General features: G+C 59.4%; 24 protein-coding genes. 12 read left to right on the top strand and 12 right to left on the bottom strand.

Annotation, left to right across the window (positions count from 1 at the left end):
* Positions 1-163 precede the first annotated feature (163 nt).
* A complete protein-coding gene (locus MMG91_RS03305) occupies positions 164-1510 on the top strand; it encodes an MFS transporter (protein ID WP_310658741.1) in 1347 nt (448 codons plus the stop codon).
* A 36-nt stretch (positions 1511-1546) separates the two neighbouring features.
* Positions 1547-2890 carry a glucarate dehydratase gene (gene gudD, locus MMG91_RS03300; RefSeq protein ID WP_310658740.1) on the top strand — a complete coding sequence of 448 codons (1344 nt, stop codon included), beginning with the start codon at positions 1547-1549 and terminating at the stop codon, positions 2888-2890.
* Positions 2891-2932: 42 nt separating this feature from the next.
* Here gudD and MMG91_RS03295 read toward each other — a convergent pair whose 3' ends face one another.
* Entirely contained in the window at positions 2933-3805 is an 873-nt protein-coding gene (locus tag MMG91_RS03295) for a LysR substrate-binding domain-containing protein (RefSeq protein WP_310658739.1), read from the bottom strand.
* Positions 3806-3964: 159 nt separating this feature from the next.
* Here MMG91_RS03295 and ampC point away from each other — a divergent pair, with 159 nt between their 5' ends.
* On the top strand, positions 3965-5119 hold the full coding sequence (gene ampC, locus MMG91_RS03290; protein WP_310658738.1) for a class C beta-lactamase: 1155 nt from the start codon (positions 3965-3967) through the stop codon (positions 5117-5119).
* A 188-nt stretch (positions 5120-5307) separates the two neighbouring features.
* Here ampC and MMG91_RS03285 read toward each other — a convergent pair whose 3' ends face one another.
* Positions 5308-5841: a DUF4174 domain-containing protein gene (locus MMG91_RS03285; protein ID WP_305446240.1), complete on the bottom strand. Its 534-nt coding sequence runs from the start codon at positions 5839-5841 to the stop codon at positions 5308-5310.
* 180 nt (positions 5842-6021) lie between these two features.
* Here MMG91_RS03285 and MMG91_RS03280 point away from each other — a divergent pair, with 180 nt between their 5' ends.
* Positions 6022-6390 carry a VOC family protein gene (locus MMG91_RS03280; protein WP_305446241.1) on the top strand — a complete coding sequence of 123 codons (369 nt, stop codon included), beginning with the start codon at positions 6022-6024 and terminating at the stop codon, positions 6388-6390.
* 7 nt (positions 6391-6397) lie between these two features.
* Here the strand turns inward: MMG91_RS03280 and MMG91_RS03275 are convergent, their stop codons facing one another.
* From MMG91_RS03275 to MMG91_RS03265, 3 genes are all read right to left on the bottom strand, one after another.
* Positions 6398-7756, bottom strand: coding sequence for an erythromycin esterase family protein (locus MMG91_RS03275; protein ID WP_310658737.1), 1359 nt, complete (start codon positions 7754-7756; stop codon positions 6398-6400).
* Between the two features lie 93 nt (positions 7757-7849).
* On the bottom strand, positions 7850-8635 hold the full coding sequence (locus tag MMG91_RS03270) for a sulfite exporter TauE/SafE family protein (protein ID WP_305446243.1): 786 nt from the start codon (positions 8633-8635) through the stop codon (positions 7850-7852).
* A 159-nt stretch (positions 8636-8794) separates the two neighbouring features.
* On the bottom strand, positions 8795-9544 hold the full coding sequence (locus tag MMG91_RS03265) for a hypothetical protein (RefSeq protein ID WP_310658736.1): 750 nt from the start codon (positions 9542-9544) through the stop codon (positions 8795-8797).
* A gap of 249 nt (positions 9545-9793) precedes the next feature.
* Here MMG91_RS03265 and MMG91_RS03260 point away from each other — a divergent pair, with 249 nt between their 5' ends.
* The 3 genes from MMG91_RS03260 to MMG91_RS03250 all read left to right on the top strand — a co-directional run bounded on the left by MMG91_RS03260 (position 9794) and on the right by MMG91_RS03250 (position 12388).
* Entirely contained in the window at positions 9794-10942 is a 1149-nt protein-coding gene (locus MMG91_RS03260) for an aldose epimerase family protein (protein ID WP_310658735.1), read from the top strand.
* A gap of 123 nt (positions 10943-11065) precedes the next feature.
* A complete protein-coding gene (locus MMG91_RS03255) occupies positions 11066-11887 on the top strand; it encodes an aldo/keto reductase (protein WP_310658734.1) in 822 nt (273 codons plus the stop codon).
* A gap of 30 nt (positions 11888-11917) precedes the next feature.
* Positions 11918-12388, top strand: a complete 471-nt coding sequence (locus MMG91_RS03250) for a DUF1810 domain-containing protein (RefSeq protein WP_305446247.1) — start codon at positions 11918-11920, stop codon at positions 12386-12388.
* Here the strand turns inward: MMG91_RS03250 and MMG91_RS03245 are convergent.
* Entirely contained in the window at positions 12353-14713 is a 2361-nt protein-coding gene (locus MMG91_RS03245) for a DNA polymerase II (protein ID WP_310659068.1), read from the bottom strand. The genes MMG91_RS03250 and MMG91_RS03245 overlap by 36 nt on opposite strands.
* Before the next feature lie 269 nt (positions 14714-14982).
* Here MMG91_RS03245 and MMG91_RS03240 point away from each other — a divergent pair, with 269 nt between their 5' ends.
* On the top strand, positions 14983-15423 hold the full coding sequence (locus MMG91_RS03240; protein WP_310658733.1) for a CBS domain-containing protein: 441 nt from the start codon (positions 14983-14985) through the stop codon (positions 15421-15423).
* Between the two features lie 12 nt (positions 15424-15435).
* Here MMG91_RS03240 and MMG91_RS03235 read toward each other — a convergent pair whose 3' ends face one another.
* Together MMG91_RS03235 and MMG91_RS03230 are read right to left on the bottom strand one after the other, a co-directional pair.
* Positions 15436-16059 (bottom strand): glutathione S-transferase N-terminal domain-containing protein, encoded by a 624-nt coding sequence (locus tag MMG91_RS03235; protein ID WP_310658732.1) that lies wholly within the window; start codon positions 16057-16059, stop codon positions 15436-15438.
* 118 nt (positions 16060-16177) lie between these two features.
* Positions 16178-17272 (bottom strand): DUF1615 domain-containing protein, encoded by a 1095-nt coding sequence (locus MMG91_RS03230; RefSeq protein WP_305446249.1) that lies wholly within the window; start codon positions 17270-17272, stop codon positions 16178-16180.
* A 193-nt stretch (positions 17273-17465) separates the two neighbouring features.
* Between MMG91_RS03230 and MMG91_RS03225 the strand changes: the two genes are divergently transcribed.
* On the top strand, positions 17466-18995 hold the full coding sequence (locus MMG91_RS03225; RefSeq protein WP_310658731.1) for an FAD-dependent oxidoreductase: 1530 nt from the start codon (positions 17466-17468) through the stop codon (positions 18993-18995).
* Between the two features lie 61 nt (positions 18996-19056).
* On the opposite strand, the gene hemB is transcribed toward MMG91_RS03225, so the two are convergent.
* Complete coding sequence (hemB, locus tag MMG91_RS03220) at positions 19057-20031, bottom strand: porphobilinogen synthase (RefSeq protein WP_305446251.1); 975 nt, start codon at positions 20029-20031, stop codon at positions 19057-19059.
* Between the two features lie 130 nt (positions 20032-20161).
* The gene (locus MMG91_RS03215; RefSeq protein ID WP_310658730.1) at positions 20162-20869 is read right to left on the bottom strand and encodes a glutathione binding-like protein; all 708 of its coding nucleotides are present in this window, start codon (positions 20867-20869) and stop codon (positions 20162-20164) included.
* A 293-nt stretch (positions 20870-21162) separates the two neighbouring features.
* Here MMG91_RS03215 and MMG91_RS03210 point away from each other — a divergent pair, with 293 nt between their 5' ends.
* Positions 21163-21837, top strand: a complete 675-nt coding sequence (locus MMG91_RS03210) for a hypothetical protein (protein WP_033036520.1) — start codon at positions 21163-21165, stop codon at positions 21835-21837.
* Between the two features lie 158 nt (positions 21838-21995).
* Here the strand turns inward: MMG91_RS03210 and mnmH are convergent, their stop codons facing one another.
* Both mnmH and selD read right to left on the bottom strand, forming a co-directional pair.
* Positions 21996-23099 carry a tRNA 2-selenouridine(34) synthase MnmH gene (gene mnmH / locus MMG91_RS03205; RefSeq protein WP_310658729.1) on the bottom strand — a complete coding sequence of 368 codons (1104 nt, stop codon included), beginning with the start codon at positions 23097-23099 and terminating at the stop codon, positions 21996-21998.
* Positions 23099-24133, bottom strand: a complete 1035-nt coding sequence (gene selD / locus MMG91_RS03200; protein WP_310658728.1) for a selenide, water dikinase SelD — start codon at positions 24131-24133, stop codon at positions 23099-23101. Before selD ends, mnmH begins: the two co-directional genes overlap by 1 nt.
* Positions 24134-24444: 311 nt before the next feature.
* On the opposite strand from selD, the gene MMG91_RS03195 reads away from it, so the two are divergent.
* Together MMG91_RS03195 and MMG91_RS03190 are read left to right on the top strand one after the other, a co-directional pair.
* Complete coding sequence (locus MMG91_RS03195) at positions 24445-25401, top strand: nucleoside-specific channel-forming protein Tsx (RefSeq protein ID WP_310658727.1); 957 nt, start codon at positions 24445-24447, stop codon at positions 25399-25401.
* A gap of 24 nt (positions 25402-25425) precedes the next feature.
* Positions 25426-26460 carry a purine nucleoside permease gene (locus MMG91_RS03190; RefSeq protein ID WP_310658726.1) on the top strand — a complete coding sequence of 345 codons (1035 nt, stop codon included), beginning with the start codon at positions 25426-25428 and terminating at the stop codon, positions 26458-26460.
* Positions 26461-26522: the final 62 nt, after the last annotated feature.

Raw genomic sequence — 26522 nt, 5'->3', positions numbered from 1 at the left:
ATACGTCACACAAAACCACAAAACGAATAAAAATCCTCCCACCTAGCGCCATTTTGTTGAGAGACAGTACTTGTAGGACAAAAAAACCTAGTTGTATGATGTCTATCAACAACGCAGCACCCAGTCACACCCCGCATAAAAATAACGAGTGGGAGAAAAAGCAGTGAATACATCCATATCCGGGATGAACGATGGCGCCGATTCGGTCCTGAAGTCCGCCATCTCAAAAGTGAAACGCCACGTTCTGCCGCTGTTCGTGATCATGTTCATCGTCAACTACATCGACCGTGTGAACATCGGCTTCGTCCGCGCCCACATGGAACATGACTTAGGCATTGGCGCTGCCGCCTACGGCCTCGGTGCCGGTCTGTTCTTCATCGGTTACGCGCTGTTCGAAGTCCCCTCCAACATCCTCCTGCAAAAAGTCGGCGCGCGAATCTGGCTGACCCGCATCATGCTGACCTGGGGTCTGGTGGCCGCCTGCATGGCGTTCATCCAGAACGAAACCCACTTCTACATCCTGCGGTTTTTACTGGGCGTGGCCGAAGCCGGCTTCTTCCCCGGGGTGATTTATTACTTCACCCGCTGGTTGCCCGGCGTCGAACGCGGCAAGGCGATTGCGATCTTCCTCAGCGGTTCGGCCATTGCGTCGCTGATTTCCGGTCCGCTGTCCGGGTTGCTGCTGCAAATCAGTGGTTTGGGCATGCACGGCTGGCAATGGATGTACTTCATCGAGGGGATGTTCTCGGTCGGACTGTGCGTGTTCGTCTGGTTCTGGCTGGATTCCAAACCCCACGACGCCAAATGGCTGACCCGTCCCGAGCAGGACGCGCTGGTCAAAGCCATCGATGACGAACAACTGGCCCGCGAAGCCGCGACGCCGATCAAACCGTCGCTGGGCACGCTGCTCAAGGATCGTCAGATCATCCTGTTCTGCCTGATCTACTTCTTCATCCAGCTGACCATCTATGCCGCGACCTTCTGGCTGCCGAGCATCATCAAGAAGATGGGCGACCTGAGCGACATTCAGGTCGGGTTGTTCAACTCGATTCCGTGGTTGCTGTCGATCGTCGGCATGTATGCCTTCGCCACGCTGTCGGCCAAATGGAAACACCAGCAAGCCTGGGTCGCCGCTGCGCTGTTGATCGCTGCCGCCGGGATGTTCATGTCCACCACGGGCGGGCCAATCTTCGCCTTCGTCGCCATCTGCTTCGCCGCGCTGGGTTTCAAATCGGCATCGTCGCTGTTCTGGCCGATTCCCCAGGCGTACCTGGATGCACGGATTGCTGCCGGCGTGATCGCACTGATCAACTCGGTGGGCAACCTCGGTGGCTTCGTTGCGCCGACCACCTTCGGTCTGCTGGAAGAACACACCGGGTCGATTCAGGGCGGGCTGTACGGCCTGGCCGCCACCTCGATCATCGCCGCGATCATTGTCTTCGCCGCGCGCAATAAACCGAAACCCGCACCTGTGGTTGCCCTGGGCAAACCAGCACCTAATCACGCCTGAACACTCATGTAAGAGCACGGTTTTAAGGACAAGAAAATGAACCCACAAGAAGCCGCAAAAGCCCCGATCATCACCAGCATGCAGGTTGTTCCCGTGGCCGGCCACGATGGCATGCTGCTTAACTTGAGTGGCGCCCACGGCCCGTTTTTCACCCGCAACATCGTGATCCTCAAGGACAACGCCGGCCACACTGGCGTCGGCGAAGTGCCGGGTGGCGAGCGTATTCGCCAGACGCTGGAAGACGCGCGCGCATGGGTGGTCGGCAGCCCGATCGGCACTTACCAGAAGATCCTCAATCAAGTGCGCCAGACCTTTGCCGATCGCGATGCCGGCGGTCGCGGCCTGCAGACCTTCGACCTGCGCATCACCATTCACGCGGTCACCGGCCTGGAAGCCGCCCTGCTCGACTTGCTCGGCCAGCATCTGGATGTGCCGGTCGCGGCCCTGCTCGGTGAAGGCCAGCAGCGCGACGAAGTGAAGATGCTCGGTTACCTGTTTTATGTCGGTGACCGCAACGAAACCGATCTGGCCTACCGCTGCGAGCCGGACGCCGACAACGACTGGTTCCGTGTACGTCACGAAAAAGCCATGAGCGCCGACGCCGTGGTGCGCCTGGCCGAAGCCGCCCATGCCCGTTATGGCTTCAAGGACTTCAAACTCAAGGGCGGCGTGTTGAGCGGCGACGAGGAAATCGAAGCGGTCACCGCCCTCGCCGAACGTTTTCCCGATGCGCGCATCACCCTTGATCCGAATGGCGCCTGGTCGCTGAAAGAAGCGATCCGCCTGTGCCGGGATCAGCATCATGTTCTCGCCTACGCCGAAGACCCGTGCGGTGCGGAAAACGGTTACTCAGGCCGGGAAGTCATGGCTGAATTCCGCCGTGCAACGGGTCTGAAAACCGCGACCAACATGATCGCCACCGACTGGCGGGAAATGGGCCATGCGATCCAGCTGCAGTCAGTGGATATTCCTTTGGCAGACCCACACTTCTGGACCCTGCAGGGCTCGGTGCGGGTGGCGCAGATGTGCCACGAATGGGGCCTGACCTGGGGCTCGCATTCCAACAACCACTTCGATATTTCCCTGGCGATGTTCACCCACGTCGCGGCCGCCGCGCCGGGTGAGATCACCGCCATCGACACCCACTGGATCTGGCAGGATGGTCAGCGCCTGACCAAAGCACCGCTGCAAATCGTCGACGGCTGCGTGCAGGTACCGAAAAAACCTGGCCTGGGGGTTGAGCTGGACATGGATCAACTGGCCAAGGCTCATGAGTTGTACAAAGGCATGGGACTGGGTGCGCGGGACGACAGCGTGGCGATGCAGTTTCTGATTCCGGGGTGGAAATTCGATAACAAGCGGCCGTGCCTGGTGCGGTAGGCTTCTGAAAGCACCTCAAGCCCGCTCCCACAGGGTGTTGTATTAAAGCGAAGCTTGCAGCAACCAGCCCTTGAACGCCGCCATCGCCGAGGTTTCAGGTCGCGACTGCAAGCGGGTCAGCCAGTAGCTGCCCGTGGTGATCCCGATGGCAAACGGTTGCTCGATTGCGCCCGCCGCCAGTTGCCGAGAGAACATCAAGGGCGGTGCCAATGCCACTCCCGCCCCTTGCAGCGCCGCTTCCATCATCGCCAGCGACGAGTCGAAGACGATGCTCCGGGGCGTTGCGGCATGGGCCGAAAGACCGGTCGCCTGGAACCACTCCGGCCACTCATCCGTGCGGTAGGAGCGCAATAGCGTTTGCCGCAACAGGTCAGCCGGTGTGTGCAATTGTCGCGCAACCTCGGGAACGCAGAGCACCGACAGCGGCGCCTCGATCAACCGCAACGCTTCAATCCCATGCCACGCCCCCGCGCCAAAACGAATGGCGTAATCCAGACCTTCGGCGGCCACATCCACCCGGTTGTTGTTGGTCGACAGGCGCAAATCTATGAACGGATGTTTCGACTGAAAATCCGCCAGCCGTGGCAACAGCCAGCCGACCGCGAAAGTCCCTACGGCCCCCACCGTCAACACCTCGCGAAAATGCCCGCCCTCGAACCGCTCCAGGGTCTCGGCGATCCGGTCGAAGGACTCGCGCAATACTGGCAGCAGGGTTTCCCCTTCGCTGGTCAGCATCAGGCCGCGGGGCAGGCGTTTGAACAAGGTCACGTTAAGCTGGGCTTCAAGGCTTTTGACCTGATGGCTCACCGCCGCCTGCGTGACGCACAACTCCACCGCCGCCCGCGTGAAACTCAAATGGCGCGCCGAAGCCTCGAAAGCGCGCAGCGCATTCAGCGGCAAATGAGGTCGAATCATGCCAACTCCCAAAATTTTCTAATGGCTCATCCGAAATATCGTCGTTTGTCGGTCTTCGCCAAACTGCATAGATTTGGCTCGCCCAGCAGCGGACCGGCTTAAAAACCGCTTGGAGTGTAGCGGTTAACACAACAGAAACTCATGGAAAGTGACTCAATCATGCCTAAAAAGAATCAGAGAAAACTCGCGCCCTACAGCGCTTTCGCACTTCTACTCGGCGTCAGTCACAGCTTTGCTGGCGACCGCCTCGAAGCCGTCGTCAAGGCTGCCATTGAGCCGGTGATGCAGCAACAGCAGATCCCCGGCGTGGCGGTCGCGATTACCGTCAATGGCAAACCCCATTATTTTAACTACGGCGTGGCCTCGAAAGAAAACGGCAAAGCTGTTACCGAAGACACCCTGTTCGAGATCGGCTCGGTGAGCAAAACCTTCACCGCGACCCTCGCCGCTTATGCCCAGGCCACAGGCAAACTGGCCCTGTCGGACAACGCCAGTCAGGTCCTGCCCACATTGCGTGGCAGCACGTTTGACAACATCAGCGTGCTGCAACTCGGCACCTACACCGCCGGCGGCCTGCCGCTGCAGTTCCCCAGCGATGCAGACCATCAGGACAAAATGCTCGGCTATTTCAAGCAGTGGAAACCGACCTACGCCGCCGGCACTCATCGCCAGTATTCAAACCCCAGCCTTGGATTGTTCGGCTATCTGGCGGCGCAAAGCATGGGTGCGCCATTCGATAAGCTGATGGAAAAAACCTTGCTGCCGAAACTCGGCCTCAAGCACAGCTACCTCAAGGTGCCGCAGGATCAGATGGGGCTTTATGCTCAGGGTTACAGCAAAGACCACAAACCTGTGCGAATCGAACCGGGCGCACTGGATTCTGAAGCGTATGGCGTGAAAACCAGCGCCTCGGACCTGCTTCGCTATGTTGAAGCGAACATGAATCCCGCTTCGCTGGAAAAGCCCTTGCAGCAAGCCATCGCCATCACTCACACAGGCTATTATCAGGTTGGCGACATGATTCAAGGGTTGGGATGGGAGTTCTACAACTATCCGGTAACGCTCGATACATTGCTGGCGGGCAACTCGTCGCAAATGGCGTTTGAGGCTCATGAAGTCCGGTGGCTGAATCCGCCACAACCGCAACGCGACACTGTGCTGATCAACAAAACCGGCTCAACCGGCGGCTTTGGCGCCTATGTCGCCTTTATCCCGGCGAAAGACATTGGCATCGTGATCCTGGCCAACAAAAACTATCCCAACGCCGAGCGAATCAAAATCGCCCACAACATATTGGCTGCGCTGAGCGACTGACGGATCAAAAGTCAAAATCAAAAGATCGCAGCCGGCGCAGAACCTGTGGGAGCGTGGCTTGCCCGCGAAGAACGATGACGCGTAGTAGCTGACAAACCGCAGTGCATTCTTCGCGGGCAAGCCACGCTCCCACGGATTTTCGTCGCTCAAATTTCTTAATTTACCGGCATTGGTTCAAGCAGCAGAACTCAATCATCCGGCTGCTCAGGCGGCTTGGCAGGCTTCGCCGGTTTGCCTTTTGCGCCTTTGGCCGGTGCAACGTCAGCCACCGGCGCTGGCACCGGTACCGTGGCTTCCTTTTCGGCGGCTGGCAGCTCGTCGATGGTGCTGAAAATCTCTTTCAGCTCGACCACATCCTTTTCAAGCTTCTTTTCCCCGTCCTTGCCGACCAGAATTATTTTGCTCTTCGCCCCGGCGCCCAGCTTGAGCGAGCGGATCAACGCCATTGTCGTTTGCGGGTCGAGGTCTTTGCCGTCGCGCTGACCCATCGTATTGATCACGGTATACAGCACCATGTTTCGCTCGGTGAAGCCCTTGCGACTGGCGGGTTCATCCAGCGATTTTTTCAGGTTGACCCAAGTGGGGTCGACCGAACTGGGCGCGATGACAATCAGGGGACGGGCCCTGCCCACGTCTTTAACCAGAGGGGAATCGTCATCGGCGGCGAACAGGGGGCCGACGAAAGCCAGCAGAGTAGCCAGGGTCAAAGACCTGATGAGCATGCGCATCTCCTTTTGATATCCACGCTCTAATGATTGCGCATCGCGGCGAACGTTCCGGGTGACGCACCATATTTGTATTTCGCCTTGCCCCAAGCTTAGGTCAGGGCGGTCATTGCGCAACAGCCTGAGCTAATCTCATGGCACGACTTGCACCACCTGATTCGCCGTGAGGATTTTTCCATGAGCGCTCAGCTGAACCACACCATCGTCTGGTGCCGTGACAAACAGGTCTCGGCACGCTACCTGACCGACCTCCTCGGCCTGCCCGATGCAGAGCCGTTCGGGCCGATGCTGGTGGTCAAGTTCGATAACGGGGTGTCACTGGACTTCTACAACAACGACCCGCCCATCGCGTCCCAGCACTATGCGTTCTTGATCGGCGACGAAGACTTCGATGCGGCCTTCGCTCGCCTGCAAGCGCTCAAGCAGCCCTGGTGGGCCGATCCGGGCAAGCAACGGCCGAACGAGATTAACGATTACGGCGGTGGCCGGCGGGTGTATTTCGATGACCCCGACGGGCATCTGCTGGAGATCTTCACCCGAGAATAGAGCCCCGTCAGATGCCGAACGGAAAGGTATCTTCCTCATGCTCCATGAACTCAGGCTCCGGCAATGGCGAGACCGCTTGGGTTTTTTCGATCCAGACAAAAGCGTCGAACTGCTCCGCCAGCACGGCCTGAAAGTAATGGCTCTGGCGCTCGGTCCTGGGTCGATAGATGACGCCGATGGCGCGCTCAAGTAGCGGCTCGGCCAGTACGCCCAGCAATTCCTCGCTGGGTGATGTCCGCCAGTCGAGCAGCGCTGCGGGAATGCCGGCCTTGAGAAACAGTTGTTCCCAGCTGTCGGCCAATGACGGGGTCACCTGTTTGACCTGCATCGGCTCATCCCAGTCATCGGCGGCGGCGACGGTGCCGTGGTCGGTGCCCATGCCGATCAGTACCGCTTGTGAGCCGTAGGCCGTGCGGCACAACTGGCCGATGTTGAATTGCCCTTCCCAACCCATTTGCGTGGCGGCGGCGTTACCGATGTGTGAGTTATGCGCCCACACCACCGCTTTGGCGCCTGCCCCGCGATGCGCCATCAGGGTTTGCAAGGTGTCGAACATGTGCCGGTCACGCAGGTTCCACGAGGCGGTCGAGCCGCGGTACATGGCGCGGTAATACTGCTCGGCGGCCCGCACCACGCGGGCGTTCTGGGTGGCGCTGAAAAACGCCTCGTCGTCGGCCACCATCGGGTCGAGCCGTTCGCCCAGCAGCACATTCAATTGCTCGACCACTGCATCCTCGCACGTGGCCAGGTTGCCCCGCTCGGCGAAATGACCGTACAGCGCCGGGTCGTCATGCCACGGCGTCAGGCAGCTGTAGCGATGTCGAGCTTCTTTTGCCAGCTGCGGGTCGGTCTTATCGAGATAGCTCAGTACTTCGTCGATGGAGTGACGCATGCTGTAAACATCCAGCCCCCGAAACTCCACACGCTGCTCGGGCGTCAGCCCGCGGTTATGGTGGTGCAGCCAGCGGGTAAAGGTCTGCACGGCCGTGTTGCGCCACATCCAGGTGGGGAATCGGGCGAAGGCCTGTTTTTTCCAGGCGGAGCGGCCCAGGTCACGGACGCATCGGTCAATCTGGCCGGCATCGGGCCAGTCGGCCTCGACCGCGACGATGCCGAAGCCGTGCTGCTCGATCAGGCGGCGGGTGATCGCCGCTCGGGTCTGGTAGAAGTCCTGGGTGCCGTGGCTGGCTTCGCCGATCAGCACCACGCTGGCATCGCCAAAGCGGTCGAACATTTCGCCGAACTCAGGTGAGTCGAGTGCAGGCAACGGTTCGGCATGGCGGCGCAACACTTCGGCCGCGTTGCCGGGTGGCTCGCCACGGGGGCGGCGGAACCGGCGCAGAAGATCGTTTACGGGGCTGTTCATGGACGTCATGACCTCATCTGAACGTGGTCATAGTTTTGACTACGTCAGCGAGAGCATGATTCCGCTAAATTCAGTGATGTATACCGTGCCAGATCAGAACGCCAGCTTGTAGCCGATCAGCACCAGCATCGTGGCCAGGCACGGACGCAGCAGTTCGTCGGAGATACGCCCGGTCAAGTGGCTGCCCAGGTAAATCCCCGGCAGCGAACCGACCAGCAAGTAGCCCAAAACGTGCCAATCCATGTTGCCCATGCTCGCGTGGCCCAGGCCGGCGACCAAGGTCAGGGGCACCGCGTGAGCGATTTCGGTGCCGACCAGGCGGCGGGTCGGCAGCATCGGGTACAGGATGAACAGCGCTACGGTGCCCAGAGCACCAGCGCCGATGGAGGTCAGGGCCACCATGGTGCCCAGGACCAGACCGGTGATGACGGTCAGTGCATTCAACCGCGAGCCGCTGGGGTTGTAGTGGCCACCCGCTCGTTTATGGGCGAAGTCGAGCAAGCGTTTTTTGAAGAAAATCGCCAGAGCCGTGGCGAACAGCACGAAGCCCAGCGCTTGTTTGATGACGGCATTCATCGCGTCGGGTGAGGTCTGCAAACTGCTCAGGAACCACAGCGTCAGCGCCACCGCCGGCACACTGCCGAGGGTCAGCCATCCGGTGATCGCCCAGTCGATGTTCTTGTTCTTGCGATGAACCAGCACACCACTGGATTTGGTAATGGCCGCGTACAGCAAGTCCGTACCCACCGCCGTGGCCGGGTTGACGCCGAACCACAACAGAATTGGGGTCATCAACGAACCGCCCCCGACGCCGGTCATGCCGACAATAAAGCCGACCACCAGACCTGCAACGACCAACCCGAAATTACCGAATTCCATTAATACGCCCAGAAAATCGCAGGGAAATAACCGGCTCGCAGCATAGCGATTTTTCTTATAACCAGTTATATCGATGCGGTCTATCGTTATGCCAACTCATTGAGCCGGAACACGATCTTCTTTCTTTCAAATCCCTATGGGGGTTGGGTTCAGCTCGTTTTATTGCACTGGCAAGAAGTTCAGGAACAGCAAACTCTGGGCGTAGTTGAGGCCGATCCGTCGATAGCGTTCGTCGAGCATCTGGGTCAACAGGTCCAGCCGCGCGACGATTTTGCCGAACTCCACGGCGAAGCTCAGGTTGCTGCCCTCCTCCGAGATTTCGTTGGAAAACAGCAACGGCTCGCCTTGTTTGTTTTGCCGCTGACTCAAGATCCAGGTGGCTTTCTCGATGTTGCGCGCGGCATTACTGACGAAGGTCGGGTTGATCGCATCCGTCATGTAGAACTCCAGCCGATTGCCGTGGGCGGTGACCAGCATGCTGCCGATGGCATAGATGAAGGCACCGACCCGATCACCGAGAAATTCCGGACTCATGGCATAGCTAAGCGCGGCGAGGTCTTTTTTGCCGCCGAGGGTGGGCAGTGGCTGTTGCTGTTCGATGGCCATGCGCACTTGTTTTTCCGCGGTGCCGACATCGAGGAAACCGGATTTTTTCAGCTCGTCCGGGTTGCGCAGGTAGAGCTTGTTCATCAGCAGGTAAAGGCTTTCGAGGTTGTCGCGCATCGTCAGAGTCGCCATGCGGTCGACGCTGGTCTGGAGGAATTCCTGGGGTTTGCCGTTGCGAAACTGGCTGACGATATCGTTACCCGGTTGATGGCTGCAGCCACTGGCGAAGAGCAGCGACAAGCTAATCAACAGCAAGCAATAACGACGAATGCGCAGGGTAAAGCGGGGTAAATCTCGAGCCATGGGTTCTTGAACTTGGGCATGGGCCGGCAGTGGGGATCGCCGCGGGCTGGCCAAGGATAGAACCGCGAAAGCCGAAAAAGTGCAGTGCCGGTGGTCCGTAAGCGCTGACCATCGTGAAAGCAATTTTTATTAGTCATACTTTATAATTGCAACACGGCATTAATAAGCTATAAATCCTTCCTTGATCGCGTTAAAGCTCGATTATTAGTATGACTACTTATCACAAAACAACAAAAAGGAAGGTCAACCATGTTTCAATCTCGATACCTGCTCTCCGGCCTCGGACTGTCCCTGATGATCGCCACCCTCCCCGCTCAAGCCACCGGTTTGTCCAGCGAACAAAAAGCCTTCGGCAAAACCAATGACGGCACGCCCGTTGAGCAATACATCTTGCGCAACAGCCATGGCCTGCAAGCCACGGTCATTACCTACGGCGGGATTCTGCAGTCGCTGAAAGTGCCGGACAAAAACGGCAAGCTCGACGATGTGGTGCTGGGTTTCGATGATGTGCAGGGTTACCAAAGCGGCACCGCGTACTTCGGCGCGACCATTGGCCGCTTCGGCAATCGCCTGGCCAACGGCGCCTTCGAGCTGGATGGCAAGCGCTATCAGGTGCCACTCAACGACGGCAGCAATTCACTGCACGGCGGGGCCCAGGGTTTCGACAAACGGGTGTGGAAAGCCGAACCGAACAAAGGCAAGGATTCGGTGGGCGTGACCCTGACGTATCTGTCGGCGAGTGGTGAAATGGGCTTTCCGGGTAACCTGAAAACCGAGGTCACCTACAGCCTCACCGAGAACAATGAGCTGCGCATCGAGTACAAGGCCAGCACCGACAAACCCACAGTGCTGAACCTGACCAACCACAGTTATTTCAATTTGGCCGGCGCGGGCAATGGCGACGTGTTGAAGCAGCTTGCGACCTTGCATGCCGCCCGTTACACGCCGGTCACCGGCAAACTGATCCCTACCGGTGAACTGGCCCCGGTCGCCGGCACGCCCATGGACTTCACTCAGCCGACCGCCATCGGTCAACACATCAAGGCTGATCACCCGCAACTGAAATTCGCCGAACCGAAACAAGGTGGTTTTGATTTCAACTGGGTGCTGGACGCCAAGGGTGACCTGGGCAAACTCGCCGCCGATGTCAGCGATCCGCAATCCGGGCGCCGCTTGCAGCTCTACACTACTGAACCGGGTGTGCAGTTCTATACCAGCAACTTCCTCGATGGCACGGTCAAGGGCAAGGCTGGCAAGATTTATCCGCATTGGGGGGCGTTTACCCTGGAGACTCAGCATTATCCGGATTCACCGAACCATCCGAGCTTCCCGTCCACACGGCTGGATCCGGGCAAGCGCTATAGCCAGACTACGGTGTACAAGTTTTCCACCCTGTAGATCAAAAGATCACAGCCTTCGGCAGCTCCTGCCGCAGGCTGCGATCTTTCGAGATCGCCATGGAACCACCGCGCGGTTTTGCTGCCAACTGATGTGTCGATCGAACTTCAGGAAGGAGGATTCATGCGTACTCTTGAGCTGGCCGGCAGCCATGTGCCGGTCATTGGCCAAGGAACCTGGCGCATGGGAGAGGAACGCTCCCGACACACAAAGGAAGTTGCAGCGCTGCGTTTGGGCATCGAGTTGGGCATGACCCTGATCGACACCGCTGAAATGTACGCCGAAGGAGGCGCTGAAGAGGTGGTGGGTGAAGCCATCGCCGGGCTTCGCGACCAGGTTTTTCTGGTCAGCAAGGTCTACCCCTACAACGCCAGCCGCAAAGGCATCCCCCAGGCCTGCGAGCGCAGCCTGCGGCGGTTGAATACCGATTACATCGATCTCTACCTGTTGCACTGGCGCGGCGAGTATCCCCTTGCGGAAACCGTCGAAGCCTTCGAACGCCTGCGCGAAGACGGCAAGATCGCCCGTTGGGGCGTATCCAATTTCGACCTGGACGACCTGGAAGAATTGGCCTCGCCAGCCTGCGCCACCAATCAGGTGCTGTATAACCTGGAAGAGCGCGGCATCGAATTCGATTTGCTCCCCTGGAGCCAACATCAAAGGATGCCGGTGATGGCCTATTGTCCGATCGGCCAGGGCGGGCACATGCTGGCCAATTCGACGCTCAAGCAAGTTGCCGCCCGTCACGAGGCGACACCTGCGCAGGTCGCGCTGGCATGGATTCTGCGTCAGAATGGCGTGATCGCCATCCCCAAGGCGGTCCGTCCCGAGCATGTGCAGCTCAATGCGCAAGCGGCGCAATTGCGGCTTGAAGTCGGGGATCTGGAGGCGCTGGACCAAGCTTTTCGCGCGCCACAACGCAAGCAGCGGTTGGCCATGGTCTGAGCCATCGCGGTTCTGTCAGAGGGCATCGGCATGAGAAGTACCGATCAGCTCGACGCTTTCAATTTGCCACGCTTCGTCCAGGCGCAGGACCCTGTGTTCAAGTGGGTGCAGGAGGAGCTGCGCGCCGGTCAGAAGCGCCGACACTGGATGTGGTTTATCTTTCCGCAGTTTTCCGGGTTGGGTGACAGCGAAATGTCCCGCTACTTTGCCATTCGCTCCAGTGAGGAAGCCACCGCGTATCTGGAGCATCCATTGCTGGGTCCACGCTTGCGTGCCTGCACGCAACTGGTTCTGGACGCTCCTCATCAGTCGATCACCAAGATTTTCGGTCACCCCGACAACCTCAAGTTTCACTCATCGATGACGCTGTTCGCCCAGGTTTCGCCAAAAGGCAGTCTGTTCCATCAGGCGCTGGATCAGTATTTTCATGGCATACCGGATGGCTGGACGTTGTCGCTGCTGGACTCAAAACAGGCCCAGTTGCCCCCCAATCAGCGTTGAGAAATCGTCATCCACGAACGGCAGGATCGCATCCGCCACCGGTTGCAGTTGCCGGGTGATGTAATGGTCGTAGTCGATGGACGCGCTGCGGATTTCCAGCGGCTCGGGGCCAGCGACAGTGATGACATAACTGATCCAGCCGCCGTTCTGGTATTGCCGCGGGCGTCCCTGCTGATCGTTGTAGTCGTCGGCGATTCGCGCGGCCCGCACATGGGGCGGCACGTTGCGTTGATAATCGTCGAGGGTACGGCGCAGGCGCTTGCGATAGATCAGGCGCTCGTCGAATTCACCGGCCAACGTCTTGCGCACATAGTCACGTACGTAATCCTGATAGGGCTTGCGATTGAAGATGCGCAGGTACAACTCCTGCTGGAATTGCCGGGCCAACGGCGACCAGTCGGTGCGCACGGTTTCCAGGCCCTTGTAGACCATTTCATCGGTGCCATCGGCACGGGTGACCAATCCGGCATAGCGCTTCTTGCTGCCCTCCTCGGCGCCGCGAATGGTCGGCATCAAAAAGCGCTTGTAGTGGGTTTCGAACTGCAACTCCAGGGCACTTTCCAGCCCGTATTCCTGTTTCACATGCTCGCGCCACCACTGGTTTACGTGATCCACCAGCGCATGACCGATCTGCGCGGCTTCTGCCTGACCGTGGGGGCGGCGCAGCCAGACGAAGGTGGAGTCGGTGTCGCCGTAGATCACCGCATGGCCTTGGGCTTCGATCAACTGGCGAGTGCGCAGCATGATCTCGTGTCCGCGTAAGGTGATGGACGAGGCTAGCCGTGTATCGAAGAAGCGGCAACCGCTGGAACCGAGGACGCCGTAGAAGGCATTCATGATGATCTTCAGGGCTTGGGACAACGGCGCATTGTGTTCGCGCTTGGCGGTTTCACGACCTTCGGCGACCCGGGCAACAATGGCCGGCAGGCAATGCCGGGTTCTTGAGAAACGCGCACCGCGAAAGCCCGGTACCGACTCGCTGTCGTCGGGATGCTTGAGCCCTTCGATCAAGCCCACCGGGTCGATCAGGAAGGTGCGGATGATCGACGGATAGAGGCTTTTGTAGTCGAGCACCAGCACTGATTCGTACAGCCCGGGCTGCGAGTCCATGACAAAACCGCCGGGGCTGGCCTCCGGCGGTTTGCCCCCGAGGTTCGGCGCGACGAAGCCCTGCCGGTGCATCAACGGCATATACAGGTGCGTGAACGCCGCCACCGAACCACCGCTGCGGTCCGCCGGCAAACCGGTGACGCTGGCCCGCTCGAGCAGGAAGGTCAGCAATTCGGTCTTGGCGAAGATCCGCGTCACCAGTTCGCAGTCCTTGAGGTTGTACTTCGCCAGGGCCGGTTTGTCCTCGGCGAACATGCGATTGATTTCGTCCATGCGCTGGTACGGGTTGTCGATCGACTTGCCCTCGCCCAACAGGGTTTGCGCGACGTTTTCCAGGCTGAACGACGGGAAGCTCCAGGTCGCCGAGCGCAGCGACTCGATGCCATCGATGATCAACCGGCCGGCGGCCGAGGCGAAGTAATGATTGCGGCTGCCGTGCTCGCGCCATTGCATTTCTTCGCCGCCACGCCCCAGCTTCAGCGGCACCGCCAAGCGCCGAGCATGTTCGTGCAGTACGCGCAGATCGAACTGCACGACGTTCCAGCCGATGATGGCGTCGGGGTCGTGCCGGGCGAACCATTCGTTGAGTTTTTTCAGCAGCAGGGTTCGTGAATCGCAGTATTCGAGCTGGAAATCCACCCCGCTGTCATCGCCATTGGGCGGCCCGAGCATATACACCTGCCGCTCGCCGCAGCCTTCCAAGGCGATGGAATACAGTTCGCCCTGAGCGGTGGTTTCAATGTCCAGCGAGACCAGCCGCAGGTTCGGCCGATAGCCGGGGTCGGGTTTCATTTGCGCGTCGAGCAGCAGGCCTTCGGCGCTGGGCGTGCCACCGAACAAAACGGGCGCGGTGATGAAACGCTCCATCATGTAGCGTTCCGGCGGGCGGATGTCGGCTTCGAATACATCGACGCCTGATCTGCGCAGTGCGGTTTCGAGGCGCATCAACTGGCCGTGCTGCCGGCAATACAGGCCGAGCACCGGGCGGTGTTCGAAGTCCAGCAGTGCCAAGGGCTTCAGCTCGACGTTTTTCTCGTCGCGCAGCAGCGCTTCGGCTTGCTCACGATGGGCTGCCGGAATGAACGCTACTGACTGTTGATGCGGCAGGCGGATGCGTCGGGGACCGACATCGGTCGCCAGCCAGAACTCGACTTCCGTGCCGGCCGGGGTATCGCGCCAATGCCGGGTCAGGACGAAGCCCTGCTGTAAATCCACCACTGCAACCTCAACGATCTGATTCAAGGGGTAATTCTACGCGTGATCGGCGGTGGGGTGAGGGGGCTTGCCCTGATGCCAGTAAGTTAAGACGTTCCCACAGGATTTTCGTCGCTCACATTTCTTAACTTACCGGCATTAGAGTCGGACTTTTACAAAGAAAAATCGCTGAATGACGCTTTTTGCGCGGTATGTGCCGCTTTCTGCCTTGCTCTGCGAGCGCGTCTCTACGATTCTTCAAGAACAACGACAACACCCGAGAATCCGCCATGAAAACCGTCGCCCAACTGCTCAAGTTAAAGGCCCAACAGAATCAGGCAGTCCACACCATTGCGCCTCATCAAATGGTGCTGGAAGCGCTGATGGTGATGGCCGCGAAAAACGTCGGCGCGTTACCGGTGCTGAAAGAGGGAAAGGTCGTCGGCATCATCAGCGAGCGTGACTATGCGCGCAAACTGGTGCTCAAGGGGCGCTCCTCTGTCGGCACACCGGTCAGCGATATCATGGTGGCGCCAGTCATCACCGTGGACACCCATCAAACCGTCGAAACCTGCATGGGCATCATGTCCGAAAAACGCCTGCGGCATTTGCCGGTGGTGGAAAACGGCGAGTTGATAGGCTTGCTGTCCATCGGCGACCTGGTCAAGGAAGCCATCGCCGAACAGGCTGAACTGATTCGGCAGTTGGAACAGTACATCCGCGGCGAGTGATTGGCGGTGTTTTTAAAACGGCCAATGCCGCGCGAAAACCGGTGCCAATGCAGGGTGCCGGTCGAAGCGTTCGAGCCAGGCGGAGAACCCCGGCCGCGCAGCGCGCAAGTGCTCTCGGGTACCTGCCCAGCGTGTCACCACCGCCGCCAGAATATCCAGCGCGCTCGGTGTTCCGTCGCCCAGGTACAACTTGCCGGCGAACTGATCGGCAAACACCTCCCAACTCCAGTGCAGGCGCTGGCGGGCACCGGCCATAAGATTTTCCCTCGATGATTCATCCGCCTCGGCCAGCCAGCGCTCGGGATAATCAATAATGCCGATGGCGACATAGCAATTGCTGACGATGTACACCAGGCCCCGAATAACCTGATCACGCTTGAGCGGGTTTTCCGGCAGCAGGTTCGACTCCGGGAACGTCATGCCCAGATGAATCAGGATGGCCGCACTCTCGGTCAGAACACCGCCATCGGGCAATTGCAGGGTGGGAATCTGCTTGAGAGGGTTGAGCTTCTCCAATGCCTGAACCGCCTCCGGGGACGATGAAACATCGATGAAGCGATAAGGAACCTCGCACAGTTCCAGCGCGGCTTCGATGGCCGCCGCACCTGAGTTTTGATGTCCGTAGAGCTGGTACATGACTAAATCTCCTCTGCGACTCTCTCTTTGTAGCAGATGCCCAAGACTGCGCCCGAGTGCCTCATCAACAAATATCAATCAGTCAGGTTCCGCACACTGACTGGCATTAGTCTAATGTTTACCTCCCCGCCCGCTTCATACAGCGCTGATAACGCTCATCGACCCGCTTGGCGAACCACGCCGTGGTGAGTTTGCGGGTGATTTTCGGGCTTTGCAGCAGGATCCCCGGCAACACCGCCCGAGGTAATGGTCGACCTTCAGCCTGTTCGGCCAAGGCAAACACGCGCCGATACAGCTTGGTGTCTTCGAATTCGAGGCTGTTACCCTCCTCCAATTGATCCCGAATGGTCAGGTTGCGCATGTCCAATTGCTTGCCGAGAGTGCGCACCGCCAATTCCGTGGAGCCCGGCATGATCGAACCGTAGCGCACCAGATCGCCGTCCAGCGCCAGCGGAATGCCGGTCGCACGGCTTACCGCGTTCTGAAACGCCGCATTACGGCTGGCGTACCAACCGGCATTGAAATCGGCGAAGCGATACAGCGGCTGCTTGTAGCTCACTGGATAACCGAGCAAATGGGCAATACCGAAATACATACCGCCGCGACGCGTGAACACTTCGCGGCGAATCGAGCCGTCCACCGGATAGGGATAATCCCGCGCCTGCTGCTCGGCAAAATCGATGCTGACCTGCATCGGCCCGCCGGTGTGCACTGGGTTGAAACCATCGAACAGCGTCCGCCCCATGGGCACCATGCCGATGAAATCATCGAAAATCGCGCTGAGTTCTTTTTCGCTGCGCGCGGCATTCAGCCGGTCGCTGTAGCTTTTGCCATTGGGTGAGCTTACCTGCAAGGCACCGCTCACCAGCAGGCCGGGAATGTGGGCCTTGGCGGCGCGGCGATCGATCTCGTCCCGGGCGATCTTGCCCAGGCCCGGCACCCGCGGATCAGCCTGAAACGTCGACTCCTGCTCAGTGACCGCGAGTACCGAACACAGGTTTTGCGTGGTCGGTGAAATCTTTTGCGCGGCAAATGCCGCGTAGATGTCCGTGGCCCAGCCTTGGCGGTCGGGTGTCTTGGCCGGTAGCAGACGCATGATCTCGGCCTTGACCTCGGCAGGCTTGCGGGCCGGCGGTTCCTGCGTGCGTTGAGTACCGCAACCGGCCAGAACCAACAGTGCCGCGGCGCTCATGATCAATCGATTGGCTTGCATGGTGCTCCATCAAAATCCGTTGAGCCGGGTTAACCATACGATCAATGGCATGGCGCAGGCTATGACTGTGACAGTCGCGGACTGTTCCCTGATCCGCAGGGCTACAGCAGCGGTGGTTTTCCGTTGGGCAGCCGGGAGGCCGGTGCATCCGGGCTGAACCATACTTGATCCACATACCGAGGAGGACAGGCTCATGAACCGTAGCGACGTGCTGATCATCGGCGCCGGCCCGACCGGGCTGGTACTGGCGCTGTGGCTGAGCAAACTGGGAATTCGGGTGCGCATTATCGACAAGACGTCGGAACCCGGCACCACTTCACGTGCGCTGGCAGTACAGGCACGAACCCTTGAACTGTATAGCCAGCTCGACCTCAGCGACGCTGTTGTGCAAAACGGCCATAAAGTGGCCGCGGCGAATTTCTGGGTCAAGGGCGAACCCGTTGCGCGCCTGCCTCTGAGCACCATCGGCGAGGGTCTGACGCCCTACGCGTTTCTGGAAATGTATCCGCAAGACGAGCACGAACGCCTGCTGATCGAACGCCTGGAGGCCTTCGGTATTACGGTGGAGCGCAACACCGAACTGCAAAGCTTCGAGGAAACCGGCGACGGCATCACCGCCCGGGTGCGCTTGCCCGATGGCCAGCAGGAAACCTGCCAGGCCTGTTATCTCGCCGGCTGCGACGGCGCCCGGTCGATTGTGCGCAAAACGCTGGATACCGGTTTTCCGGGCGGCACTTACCAGCAGATTTTCTACGTGGCAGATGTGCAGGCTCGCGGCCCCACGTTCAACGGTGAACTGCATGTGGACCTTGATGAAGCCGACTTTCTCGCCGTATTCCCCTTGGCCGGTGAAGGGCGCGCCCGCCTGATCGGTACGGTTCGCGACGAACGCGCCGATCGTGCCGAAACCCTCCAGTTCGAAGACGTCAGCAGCCGTGCCATCGAGCATTTAAAGGTACAGATCGATCAGGTGAACTGGTTCTCGACTTACCGCGTGCATCACCGGGTTGCGGATCACTTTCGCACCGGGCGCGCGTTTCTGTTGGGTGACGCCGCCCATGTCCATAGCCCCGCGGGTGGCCAAGGTATGAACACCGGAATTGGCGACGCGATCAATCTGGCCTGGAAACTCGCCGCGGTGTTGAGCGGTGGCGCCTCGGCCAAACTACTCGACAGTTATGAAACCGAACGCATCGCGTTTGCCCGGCGACTGGTGGCAACTACTGACCGGGTCTTCAGTTTCGTCACCGCCGAAGGACGAATTGCCGACTTGCTGCGCACCCGCGTGGCGCCCTTTTTGATCCCGAAAATGACCTCGCTGGAAGCCGCGCGGGAATTTCTGTTTCGCACAGTGTCGCAGACCACCCTCAACTATCGCGGCATGCCGTTGAGCGAAGGCGTTGCTGGCCATGTTCACGGTGGTGATCGCCTGCCCTGGGCTCACGACGGTGAAGGGGACAATTTCGAATCGCTGAAGGACCCGAGCTGGCAAGTGCATGTGTATGGCGACACCAGCGACGAGATGATTGCCTGGTGCATCGAGCATCACTTGCCGTTGCAGGTGTTCGACTGGCAGCCGGCGTTTGAAACGGCGGGGCTGGCGCGCAACGGGTTTTACCTGCTGCGGCCGGATACGTATGTGGCGATTGCCGACTACAGCGCCGATCCGAAGGTGATCGAGCGGTATTTCCGGGACCGTGAGATTCGGCTTTTCTTCGGCTGAACCCGAGATTAGCGAGGCTGATCATTCCCACGCTCTACGTGGGAATGATCTTTCAAAACAGTTAGATCCCGGCCAGGGCCAGGTCCATTGCAAAGTAGGTGAAGATCAAATCCGCCCCGGCCCGTTTGATCGCCCCCAGGCTCTCACGCACCACTCGGTCCTCATCGATTGCCCCGGCCTGGGCGGCGAATTTGATCATCGCGTACTCGCCACTCACCTGATACGCCGACAGCGGCAAACGCGAGGCTTCGCGGATGTCGCGGATGATGTCCAGGTACGCACCGGCCGGTTTGACCATCAGCGCGTCGGCGCCTTCCTGCTCGTCCATCAGCGATTCACGCACGGCTTCGCGGCGGTTCATCGGGTTCATCTGATAGCTTTTGCGGTCGCCCTTCAGCGCACTGCCGCCAGCCTCGCGGAACGGGCCATAAAGCGCCGAAGCGAATTTGGTCGAATAGGCCATGATTGCGGTCTGGCTGAAACCCGCTTCATCGAGTGCCCGGCGAATGGCCTGGACCTGCCCGTCCATGGCCGCCGACGGTGCGATCACATCGGCGCCGGCCCGAGCAGCCGCCACGGCTTGTTTGCCGAGGTTGATCAGGGTCTGGTCGTTGTCGACTTCGTGGTGATGCAGCACGCCGCAGTGGCCGTGATCGGTGTACTCGCAGAAACAGGTGTCGGACATCACGATCATTTCCGGCACGGCGTCCTTGGCGATGCGCGACATGCGCGACACTAGACCATTGTCGCTCCAGGTGTCGCTGCCGCTGCTGTCCAGATGATGGGACACGCCAAACGTCATCACCGACTTGATCCCGGCGCGGGCGTAACGCTCGATCTCACCGGCCAGCTTCGACTCGGGAATGCGCATCACGCCAGGCATGCTCTTGATCGGCACGAAATCGTCGATCTCTTCCTCGACGAAAATCGGCAACACCAGATCATTCAAGCTGAACTCGGTTTCCTGGAACAGGCTGCGCAGGCTCGCATTGCGGCGCAGACGGCGTGGACGTGCTTCGGGGAACTGACTGGGCATGGGCCTTCCTGAAAAACGGCGGATGAGACGAAGTTGTGGGAGCGAAGCTTATGCCCTGCAAGGCACGGGGCACAAACCTTGATCGCTCAAGACTGCGTTACCGCGGCGGCAACAATTGGCCGCATCCAGCTCAAAGGGGTTGCCTGGGGATTTCCAGCCCGCGAATCACCGCCGGCCTTGCCAGAAAACGTTCCAGCACGCGGGTGACGTTAGGGAAATTCTGGATGCCTACCAGATCACCGGCCTCATAGAAACCGATCAGGTTGCGCACCCAGGGAAAGGTCGCGATGTCGGCGATGGTGTAGCGCTCGCCCATGATCCAGTCGCGCCCTTGCAGACGGCCATCAAGGACTTGGAGCAAGCGCTTGCTTTCGTCGACGTAACGATCACGGGGACGCTTGTCTTCGTAGTCCTTGCCGGCGAATTTGTTGAAAAAACCGAGTTGGCCAAACATCGGTCCGATACCGCCCATCTGAAACATCAGCCACTGAAGGGTCTCGTAACGCGCCGCCGATTCCTGGGCCAGCAGTTGCCCGCTCTTGTCGGCAAGGTAAATCAGAATCGCCCCGGATTCGAACAACGCCAGCGGTTTATCTCCCGGACCGTGGGGGTCGAGGATCGCCGGGATCTTGTTGTTGGGGTTCAGCGACAGAAATTCGGGGGACAACTGATCGTTGGTATCGAAGCCCACACGATGCGGCTCGTAGGGCAGCCCGATCTCTTCGAGCATGATCGAAACCTTGACGCCATTGGGCGTTGGCAAGGAATAGAGCTGGATCCACTCCGGGTACTGGGCCGGCCATTTTCGGGTGATGGGGAATGCAGACAAATCGGTCATAAAGGGCATCCACGAGAAAATCGGACTGAAGATCATAATCTACAGAGGGATCAGGTGTGTCCCGTGTCCATAAATCCGCAACATCCAGTCGATAACCTATTCCCAATCCGTTCAAGGTTGCCGCTAAAGTGCCAGGCACCTCGCTCGGATCGAACCAAAGGGCTTCAGAGGACTCTGAGCATTGCCCTGTAGAAAACGGACCGGGCCAACGACATGGAATACACCCGATGCTGGGAGCTCGCGGTGTCAAGGTTTGTCAGCCTTAACCGAATGCGCTGAAGATGACCTATTCGATGATGAATCCATTGAAATTCGCCCAACGCTTCAAGCATCGCGCCTATATCTTCCTGCCCTCCCTGCTGGCGGTCAGCGCGTTGTTCTTGTCGCTTGAGTCCAGTGAAAGCCGCGCCCAACCGGCGGACGGCACTCAGACGCTGGTATTCCTGCGCCACGCGGAAAAACCCGCCGGCGGACTGGGTCAGCTCAATTGTCAGGGACTGAATCGCGCCATTGACCTGGCCACCTTGTTGCCGGAAAAATTCGGCAAGGCCAACTACGTGTTTGCCGCCAACCCGACACGCAATGTCGAGGAAGGCGAACTGGATAATTCCTACAGTTACATCCGCCCCCTGATGACCATCAGCCCCAGCGCGATCAAGCTCGGCTTGCCGGTGAACATCAACTTCTCGGCCAACGACACCAGCGACCTGGCGGATGAACTGCTGCACGACAAGTATCACAACTCGGTCATTTATACGGCCTGGTCCCACGGCTACCTGCCCGAGTTGATCAACAAGGTCGCCGGGGAAGCCGTCGGCAAGAAACAGAACATCACCGATGACTGGGAGTCGAGCGATTACGACTCGCTGTATGTGCTCACGCTGACTTGGCACAACGGTAAGGCCAGCCTGCAGAGCCACAGCTACAAGCAAGGGCTGGATAATGGTCAGGAGACCTGTCCGACGTAAGCTGTGATCGTGGTGGCGCTTCGAGTTTTACAGTGCCTGTCACGGCCCCATCGCGGGCAAGCCCGCTCCCACAAGGGACAGTGTCGATCACAAATCTGTATTCCACCACAGACCACGGTGGGAGCGGGCTTGCCCGCGATGGGGCCGGCAAAACAGCATCACCCTCGCTGATTACCTCGCTCTCTCAAATACTCGAGCACCGCCCCCCGCTCCCCGACAAACTCAATCCGCGAACCCTTCTTCTCCCGCTGAAACGCATACATCGGGTCGTAATACTCGCGCAGCAACCCTTCGATCCAGCCCCGGTGCAAATCCACCGCGCCGCTGTTTGCCTGTTCTGCCAACGCGTCTTCCATCAAGGTCAGCATCCGCTGATGACGTTCGCCGCCCAACCGTCTCTGGACATTGTTCAGGCTCGCCAGCAAACGCTCGGAAAACAGCGCGAAACCTTCATCGCCATGCACTTCGATGAATTCGGCGCACAAGTCCACCACGTAATCACGCAGGATCCGCTCGACACGCCCTTCCAGGCTGTCTTCCAGCCAGACCATCGGAAACTGCTGCATGCCCTGATACAGCGGCAACGGCAAGGCGCAACTGCCGACCATGCGGCTCTCGTCTTCCAGCACGAACTGTTCGATACCACGGGCGCGCTTCTTCAGCACGTCCACGGCCAGGCGGTTTTCAAAGTCGATGTTGGAGGGTTGGCCGGTGGCGCGTTTGCCGAAGCTGGAGCCGCGATGATGGGCGTGGCCTTCAAGGTCCAACCCGTTGCTCAATTGCGTGAGCACCTCGGTCTTGCCGGTGCCGGTCATGCCACCCAGCAAAACGAAATCGCACTGGGCAATGGCCTGCTCGAGCGTATCGAGCAAGAAGGTGCGCATGGCCTTGTAGCCACCGCCGACTCGCGGGTAATCGATACCCGCTTCGTCCTTGAGCCATTGCTGAACGATCTGCGAACGCAGCCCGCCGCGAAAACAATACAAATAACCATCCGGATGCGCCCGGGCGAAATCGGCCCAGGCCTGGATGCGCTCGGCCTTGATCTCGCCGGCCACCAATTGATGCCCCAGCGTGATGGCCGCTTGCTGACCTTGCTGTTTGTAGCAGGTGCCGACCCGTTGCCGCTCAAGGTCATTCATCAGCGGCAGATTGACCACGCCGGGAAATGAGCCCTTGAGGAATTCGACCGGCGCGCGGGTATCCATCATCGGCCGGTCGTTGAGAAAGATGTCGCGGTAATCGGTGAAGTCGATGGACATCAAAACACCTCTACCGCGTGAGTCTGTCGCTCAACCAGTTCGCCGATTGACTCGAGGGTCAGGCCGAGTTCAGCCGCCACCGCCAGAAACTGTTCGTTGCCCTCGGGCGTGACCGCAATCAACAGGCCGCCGCTGGTCTGCGGGTCGCAGAGCACGCGTTTGTGTAACTCCTGGAGTCGGCCGACCTTGCTGGCGTAGCTGTCGAAATTGCGCAGCGTGCCACCCGGCACGCAGCCCTGATCGAGGTAATACTCGACACCCGGCAGGCGCGGTACCCGGTCATATTCGATGCGGGCGGTCACGTTGCTGCCGTCGGCCATTTCCACCAGATGCCCGATCAGGCCAAACCCGGTGACGTCAGTCATCGCGGTCACGCCGTCGAGTTTGCCGAAACGGCTGCCGGGTTTGTTCAAGGTGCACATCCAGTCGCGGGCCAGGCCGATGTCGGCCGTGCGCAACTTGCCCTTCTTCTCGGCCGTGGTGAGGATGCCGATGCCCAAGGGTTTGGTGAGGTACAGCAGGCAACCGGCGGTAGCGGTGTCGTTGCGCTTCATGTGGCGCTTTTCCACCAGCCCGGTCACGGCCAGGCCGAAGATCGGCTCTGGTGCGTCGATGGAATGGCCACCGGCCAATGGAATCCCCGCTTCATCGCAGACCGAACGCCCGCCGCGAATCACTTCCCGGGCAATCTCCGGCGCCAGCACATTGACCGGCCAGCCGAGGATCGCAATCGCCATCAACGGATCGCCACCCATGGCGTAGATATCGCTGATGGCATTGGTCGCGGCGATGCGGCCGAAGTCGAAGGGATCATCGACGATCGGCATGAAAAAGTCGGTGGTCGACACCACGCCGCGTTCTTCGTCGATGGCATACACCGCCGCGTCATCGCGCGAGGCGTTGCCGACCCAGAGTTTCGGGTCCAGGTTCTGCGCACCGCTGCCGGCCAGAATCACCTCCAGCACCTGGGGCGAAATCTTGCAGCCACAACCTGCGCCGTGGCTGTATTGGGTCAGACGAATCGGCTCGCTCATCGGGGGGGTACCTTGTGAAGTCAATGCCGAGGATTCTACAGCAACCCTATTTCGTAGGAGCTGGTTACATGTGACCGATCGTTCCCACGCTCCCGCGCAGGAACGTTCATCGTGCAGGCGATACCACTTTGGTGCGAAAACCCTGATCGAAAGGACAGTTAAATCATCCATTTCCCAACCTTTTCCGTGCCTTGAATAAAACTGGTATGTCTTGTGCAAACGTTTGCGAGTCGCCGATACCGGCCTGTTCGCCACCTAACCGCGCAAACCCGCACCACCGGGCTTTCGATCCGCACGAAAAGGGACTTTTAATGCATTGCACCTCCAGCCGCGTGAGTTGCTCGCGCACTTTTGCTGTTTCCTTGCTGCTGGCCAGCGTTACAGGACTACTCAGCAGCCACGTTTTGGCCCAACCGGCCACCGCCGAAGAATCCGCCCAGGGCGAAGCCCTTAGCCCTGAAGCCAGCCCGCCAAAAAAAGGCGCCTACCTGTCGGACTGGTTCAATCAGGACCTGACTGTCATCGGCAGCAAAGACATCAGCTTCGGCCCGCAACCGGCCGACGATATCTACCTGGAATATGAATACTTCGGCCGCAAAGGGCCGTTCGAGTTGTACGGCTACATCGACATTCCGAAGATCTTCGACATTGGCAACAGCCATGACAAAGGCGTCTGGGACCATGGCTCGCCGGTGTTCATGGAGCATGAACCGCGGATTTCCATCGACTACCTGGCCGGCCGCAGTCTGGCCGTCGGGCCGTTCAAGGAGTGGTACGTGGCGTTCGACTGGATCTACGACCACGGCAGCAACAGCGCCAACCGCGCCAACACGCTGTACAGCGGGCTCGGCACCGACATCGACACCCATTCGCGGGTCAACCTGTCGGCCAACTTCTACGGCCGCTATCAGTGGGAAAACTACGGTGCCAGCAACGAGTATTCGTGGGACGGCTACCGCGCCCAACTCAAATACATCGTGCCCATCAGCAGTTTCAGCAATGGCGCTTCGTTGACCTACATCGGTTTCACCAACTTCGACTTCGGCTCCGATCTGCACAAAGACAACCCGGCCCGCACCGCCAATGCCACCGTGGCCACCAACGTGTTGCTCTACGCCTTCACCCACTTGCGTTTCACCCTGGTCGGCCGTTATTTCCACAACGGCGGCAACTGGGACGATGGCAGTGAGTTGAATTTCGGCGACGGTGACTTCCGCGCCCGTTCCAACGGCTGGGGTTACTACGCCGGTGTCGGTTATCAGTTTTAAGGCTCATTTGAATCAGGAGGTTTTATGAATGCAATGACGCGTCTTTCCCTGTCCGTGGGCATTGTCTGCGGTGCCCTGCTCTCTTCCGCTACCTGGGCGACTGAAGCGCCCATTCAGCCGAAAGTAATGCTGATCACCATGTTCGCCCCCGAGGCGCAGAACTGGATCGATCGCCTGGAGCTCAAGCAAGAAGTGCGCGTACCGGGCCTGTCCGCCGAGTACCCGAATATTCGCTGCAACACCCAACAGGTGTGCCTGATGGTCACCGGCATGGGCCAGACCAATGCCGCAGCCTCCACCCTGGCCCTGGCGCTGTCGCCGAAATTCGACCTGCGCAAAAGTTACTTTCTGATCGCCGGGATTGCCGGCATCAGCCCGCACCACGGCACCATCGGCACCACCGCGTGGGCGCACTATCTGGTGGAGTTCGGCACCCAGTGGGAGCTGGACTCCCGGGACGCACCGAAAGACTGGCCGACCGGTTACCTGGGCATCAACACCAAAGGCCCGAACGAGAAGCCGCCTCTGGACTACAAGACTGAAGTGTTCGAACTCAATCCGAAGTTGCAGGCCAAGGCATTCGCCCTGAGCCACAAGGTCCAGCTGAGCGAGAGCAAGGAGTCGGCGGCATGGCGCTTGAAGTATCCGTCGGCCCCGGCCAATCAACCGCCGGTCGTTACCCAGTGCGATACGCTGGCGGGCAATACCTGGTTTTCCGGAACGCGGTTGAGTGAGCGAGCTGAAGTCTGGACCAAGCTGCTGACCAACAACGAAGGGGTCTATTGCACGACTCAGCAGGAAGACAATTCCACCTATGAAGCGCTGCTGCGCGCCAGCCGCGAGGGGTTGGTGGATGTGCGGCGTCTGGCGGTGGTGCGCGCCGGTTCCGACTTCGACCGGCCGGCGCCGGGCCAGAGCGAGGTGGATAACCTGCTCAAATACGCCGATCAGGGCGGTTTTGTGCCGGCGCTGGAGAACCTGTACCGCACGGGGAATCCGTTGGTGCAGGAGATTTTGCAGAACTGGTCGGCTTGGCAGAAAGGCGTGCCTGAAGTCTGAGTCCGGCTTGAGGACGCCTTTGCGGGCAAGCCTCGCTCCTATGTATGGACTCGCCCCTACTG

It is taken from the genome of Pseudomonas sp. JL3 (assembly GCF_031570575.1).
Classification (GTDB): domain Bacteria; phylum Pseudomonadota; class Gammaproteobacteria; order Pseudomonadales; family Pseudomonadaceae; genus Aquipseudomonas; species Aquipseudomonas cucumis.
This window is presented reverse-complemented; position numbering and strand designations above follow the sequence as displayed.

What these genes read in the sequence shown, in the direction of transcription:
- MMG91_RS03280 (WP_305446241.1), top strand. Translation starts at nt 6,022, where the DNA reads ATGAGCGCTCAGCTGAACCACACCATCGTCTGGTGCCGTGACAAACAG.
- MMG91_RS03230 (WP_305446249.1), bottom strand. Translation starts at nt 17,272, where the DNA reads ATGCAAGCCAATCGATTGATCATGAGCGCCGCGGCACTGTTGGTTCTG.
- MMG91_RS03265 (WP_310658736.1), bottom strand. Translation starts at nt 9,544, where the DNA reads ATGGCTCGAGATTTACCCCGCTTTACCCTGCGCATTCGTCGTTATTGC.
- MMG91_RS03215 (WP_310658730.1), bottom strand. Translation starts at nt 20,869, where the DNA reads ATGACCGATTTGTCTGCATTCCCCATCACCCGAAAATGGCCGGCCCAG.
- MMG91_RS03210 (WP_033036520.1), top strand. Translation starts at nt 21,163, where the DNA reads ATGATGAATCCATTGAAATTCGCCCAACGCTTCAAGCATCGCGCCTAT.
- ampC (WP_310658738.1), top strand. Translation starts at nt 3,965, where the DNA reads ATGCCTAAAAAGAATCAGAGAAAACTCGCGCCCTACAGCGCTTTCGCA.
- MMG91_RS03225 (WP_310658731.1), top strand. Translation starts at nt 17,466, where the DNA reads ATGAACCGTAGCGACGTGCTGATCATCGGCGCCGGCCCGACCGGGCTG.
- MMG91_RS03270 (WP_305446243.1), bottom strand. Translation starts at nt 8,635, where the DNA reads ATGGAATTCGGTAATTTCGGGTTGGTCGTTGCAGGTCTGGTGGTCGGC.
- MMG91_RS03235 (WP_310658732.1), bottom strand. Translation starts at nt 16,059, where the DNA reads ATGTACCAGCTCTACGGACATCAAAACTCAGGTGCGGCGGCCATCGAA.
- MMG91_RS03285 (WP_305446240.1), bottom strand. Translation starts at nt 5,841, where the DNA reads ATGCTCATCAGGTCTTTGACCCTGGCTACTCTGCTGGCTTTCGTCGGC.
- MMG91_RS03240 (WP_310658733.1), top strand. Translation starts at nt 14,983, where the DNA reads ATGAAAACCGTCGCCCAACTGCTCAAGTTAAAGGCCCAACAGAATCAG.
- hemB (WP_305446251.1), bottom strand. Translation starts at nt 20,031, where the DNA reads ATGCCCAGTCAGTTCCCCGAAGCACGTCCACGCCGTCTGCGCCGCAAT.
- gudD (WP_310658740.1), top strand. Translation starts at nt 1,547, where the DNA reads ATGAACCCACAAGAAGCCGCAAAAGCCCCGATCATCACCAGCATGCAG.
- selD (WP_310658728.1), bottom strand. Translation starts at nt 24,133, where the DNA reads ATGAGCGAGCCGATTCGTCTGACCCAATACAGCCACGGCGCAGGTTGT.
- MMG91_RS03260 (WP_310658735.1), top strand. Translation starts at nt 9,794, where the DNA reads ATGTTTCAATCTCGATACCTGCTCTCCGGCCTCGGACTGTCCCTGATG.
- MMG91_RS03250 (WP_305446247.1), top strand. Translation starts at nt 11,918, where the DNA reads ATGAGAAGTACCGATCAGCTCGACGCTTTCAATTTGCCACGCTTCGTC.
- MMG91_RS03190 (WP_310658726.1), top strand. Translation starts at nt 25,426, where the DNA reads ATGAATGCAATGACGCGTCTTTCCCTGTCCGTGGGCATTGTCTGCGGT.
- MMG91_RS03275 (WP_310658737.1), bottom strand. Translation starts at nt 7,756, where the DNA reads ATGAACAGCCCCGTAAACGATCTTCTGCGCCGGTTCCGCCGCCCCCGT.
- MMG91_RS03195 (WP_310658727.1), top strand. Translation starts at nt 24,445, where the DNA reads ATGCATTGCACCTCCAGCCGCGTGAGTTGCTCGCGCACTTTTGCTGTT.
- MMG91_RS03255 (WP_310658734.1), top strand. Translation starts at nt 11,066, where the DNA reads ATGCGTACTCTTGAGCTGGCCGGCAGCCATGTGCCGGTCATTGGCCAA.
- mnmH (WP_310658729.1), bottom strand. Translation starts at nt 23,099, where the DNA reads ATGTCCATCGACTTCACCGATTACCGCGACATCTTTCTCAACGACCGG.
- MMG91_RS03295 (WP_310658739.1), bottom strand. Translation starts at nt 3,805, where the DNA reads ATGATTCGACCTCATTTGCCGCTGAATGCGCTGCGCGCTTTCGAGGCT.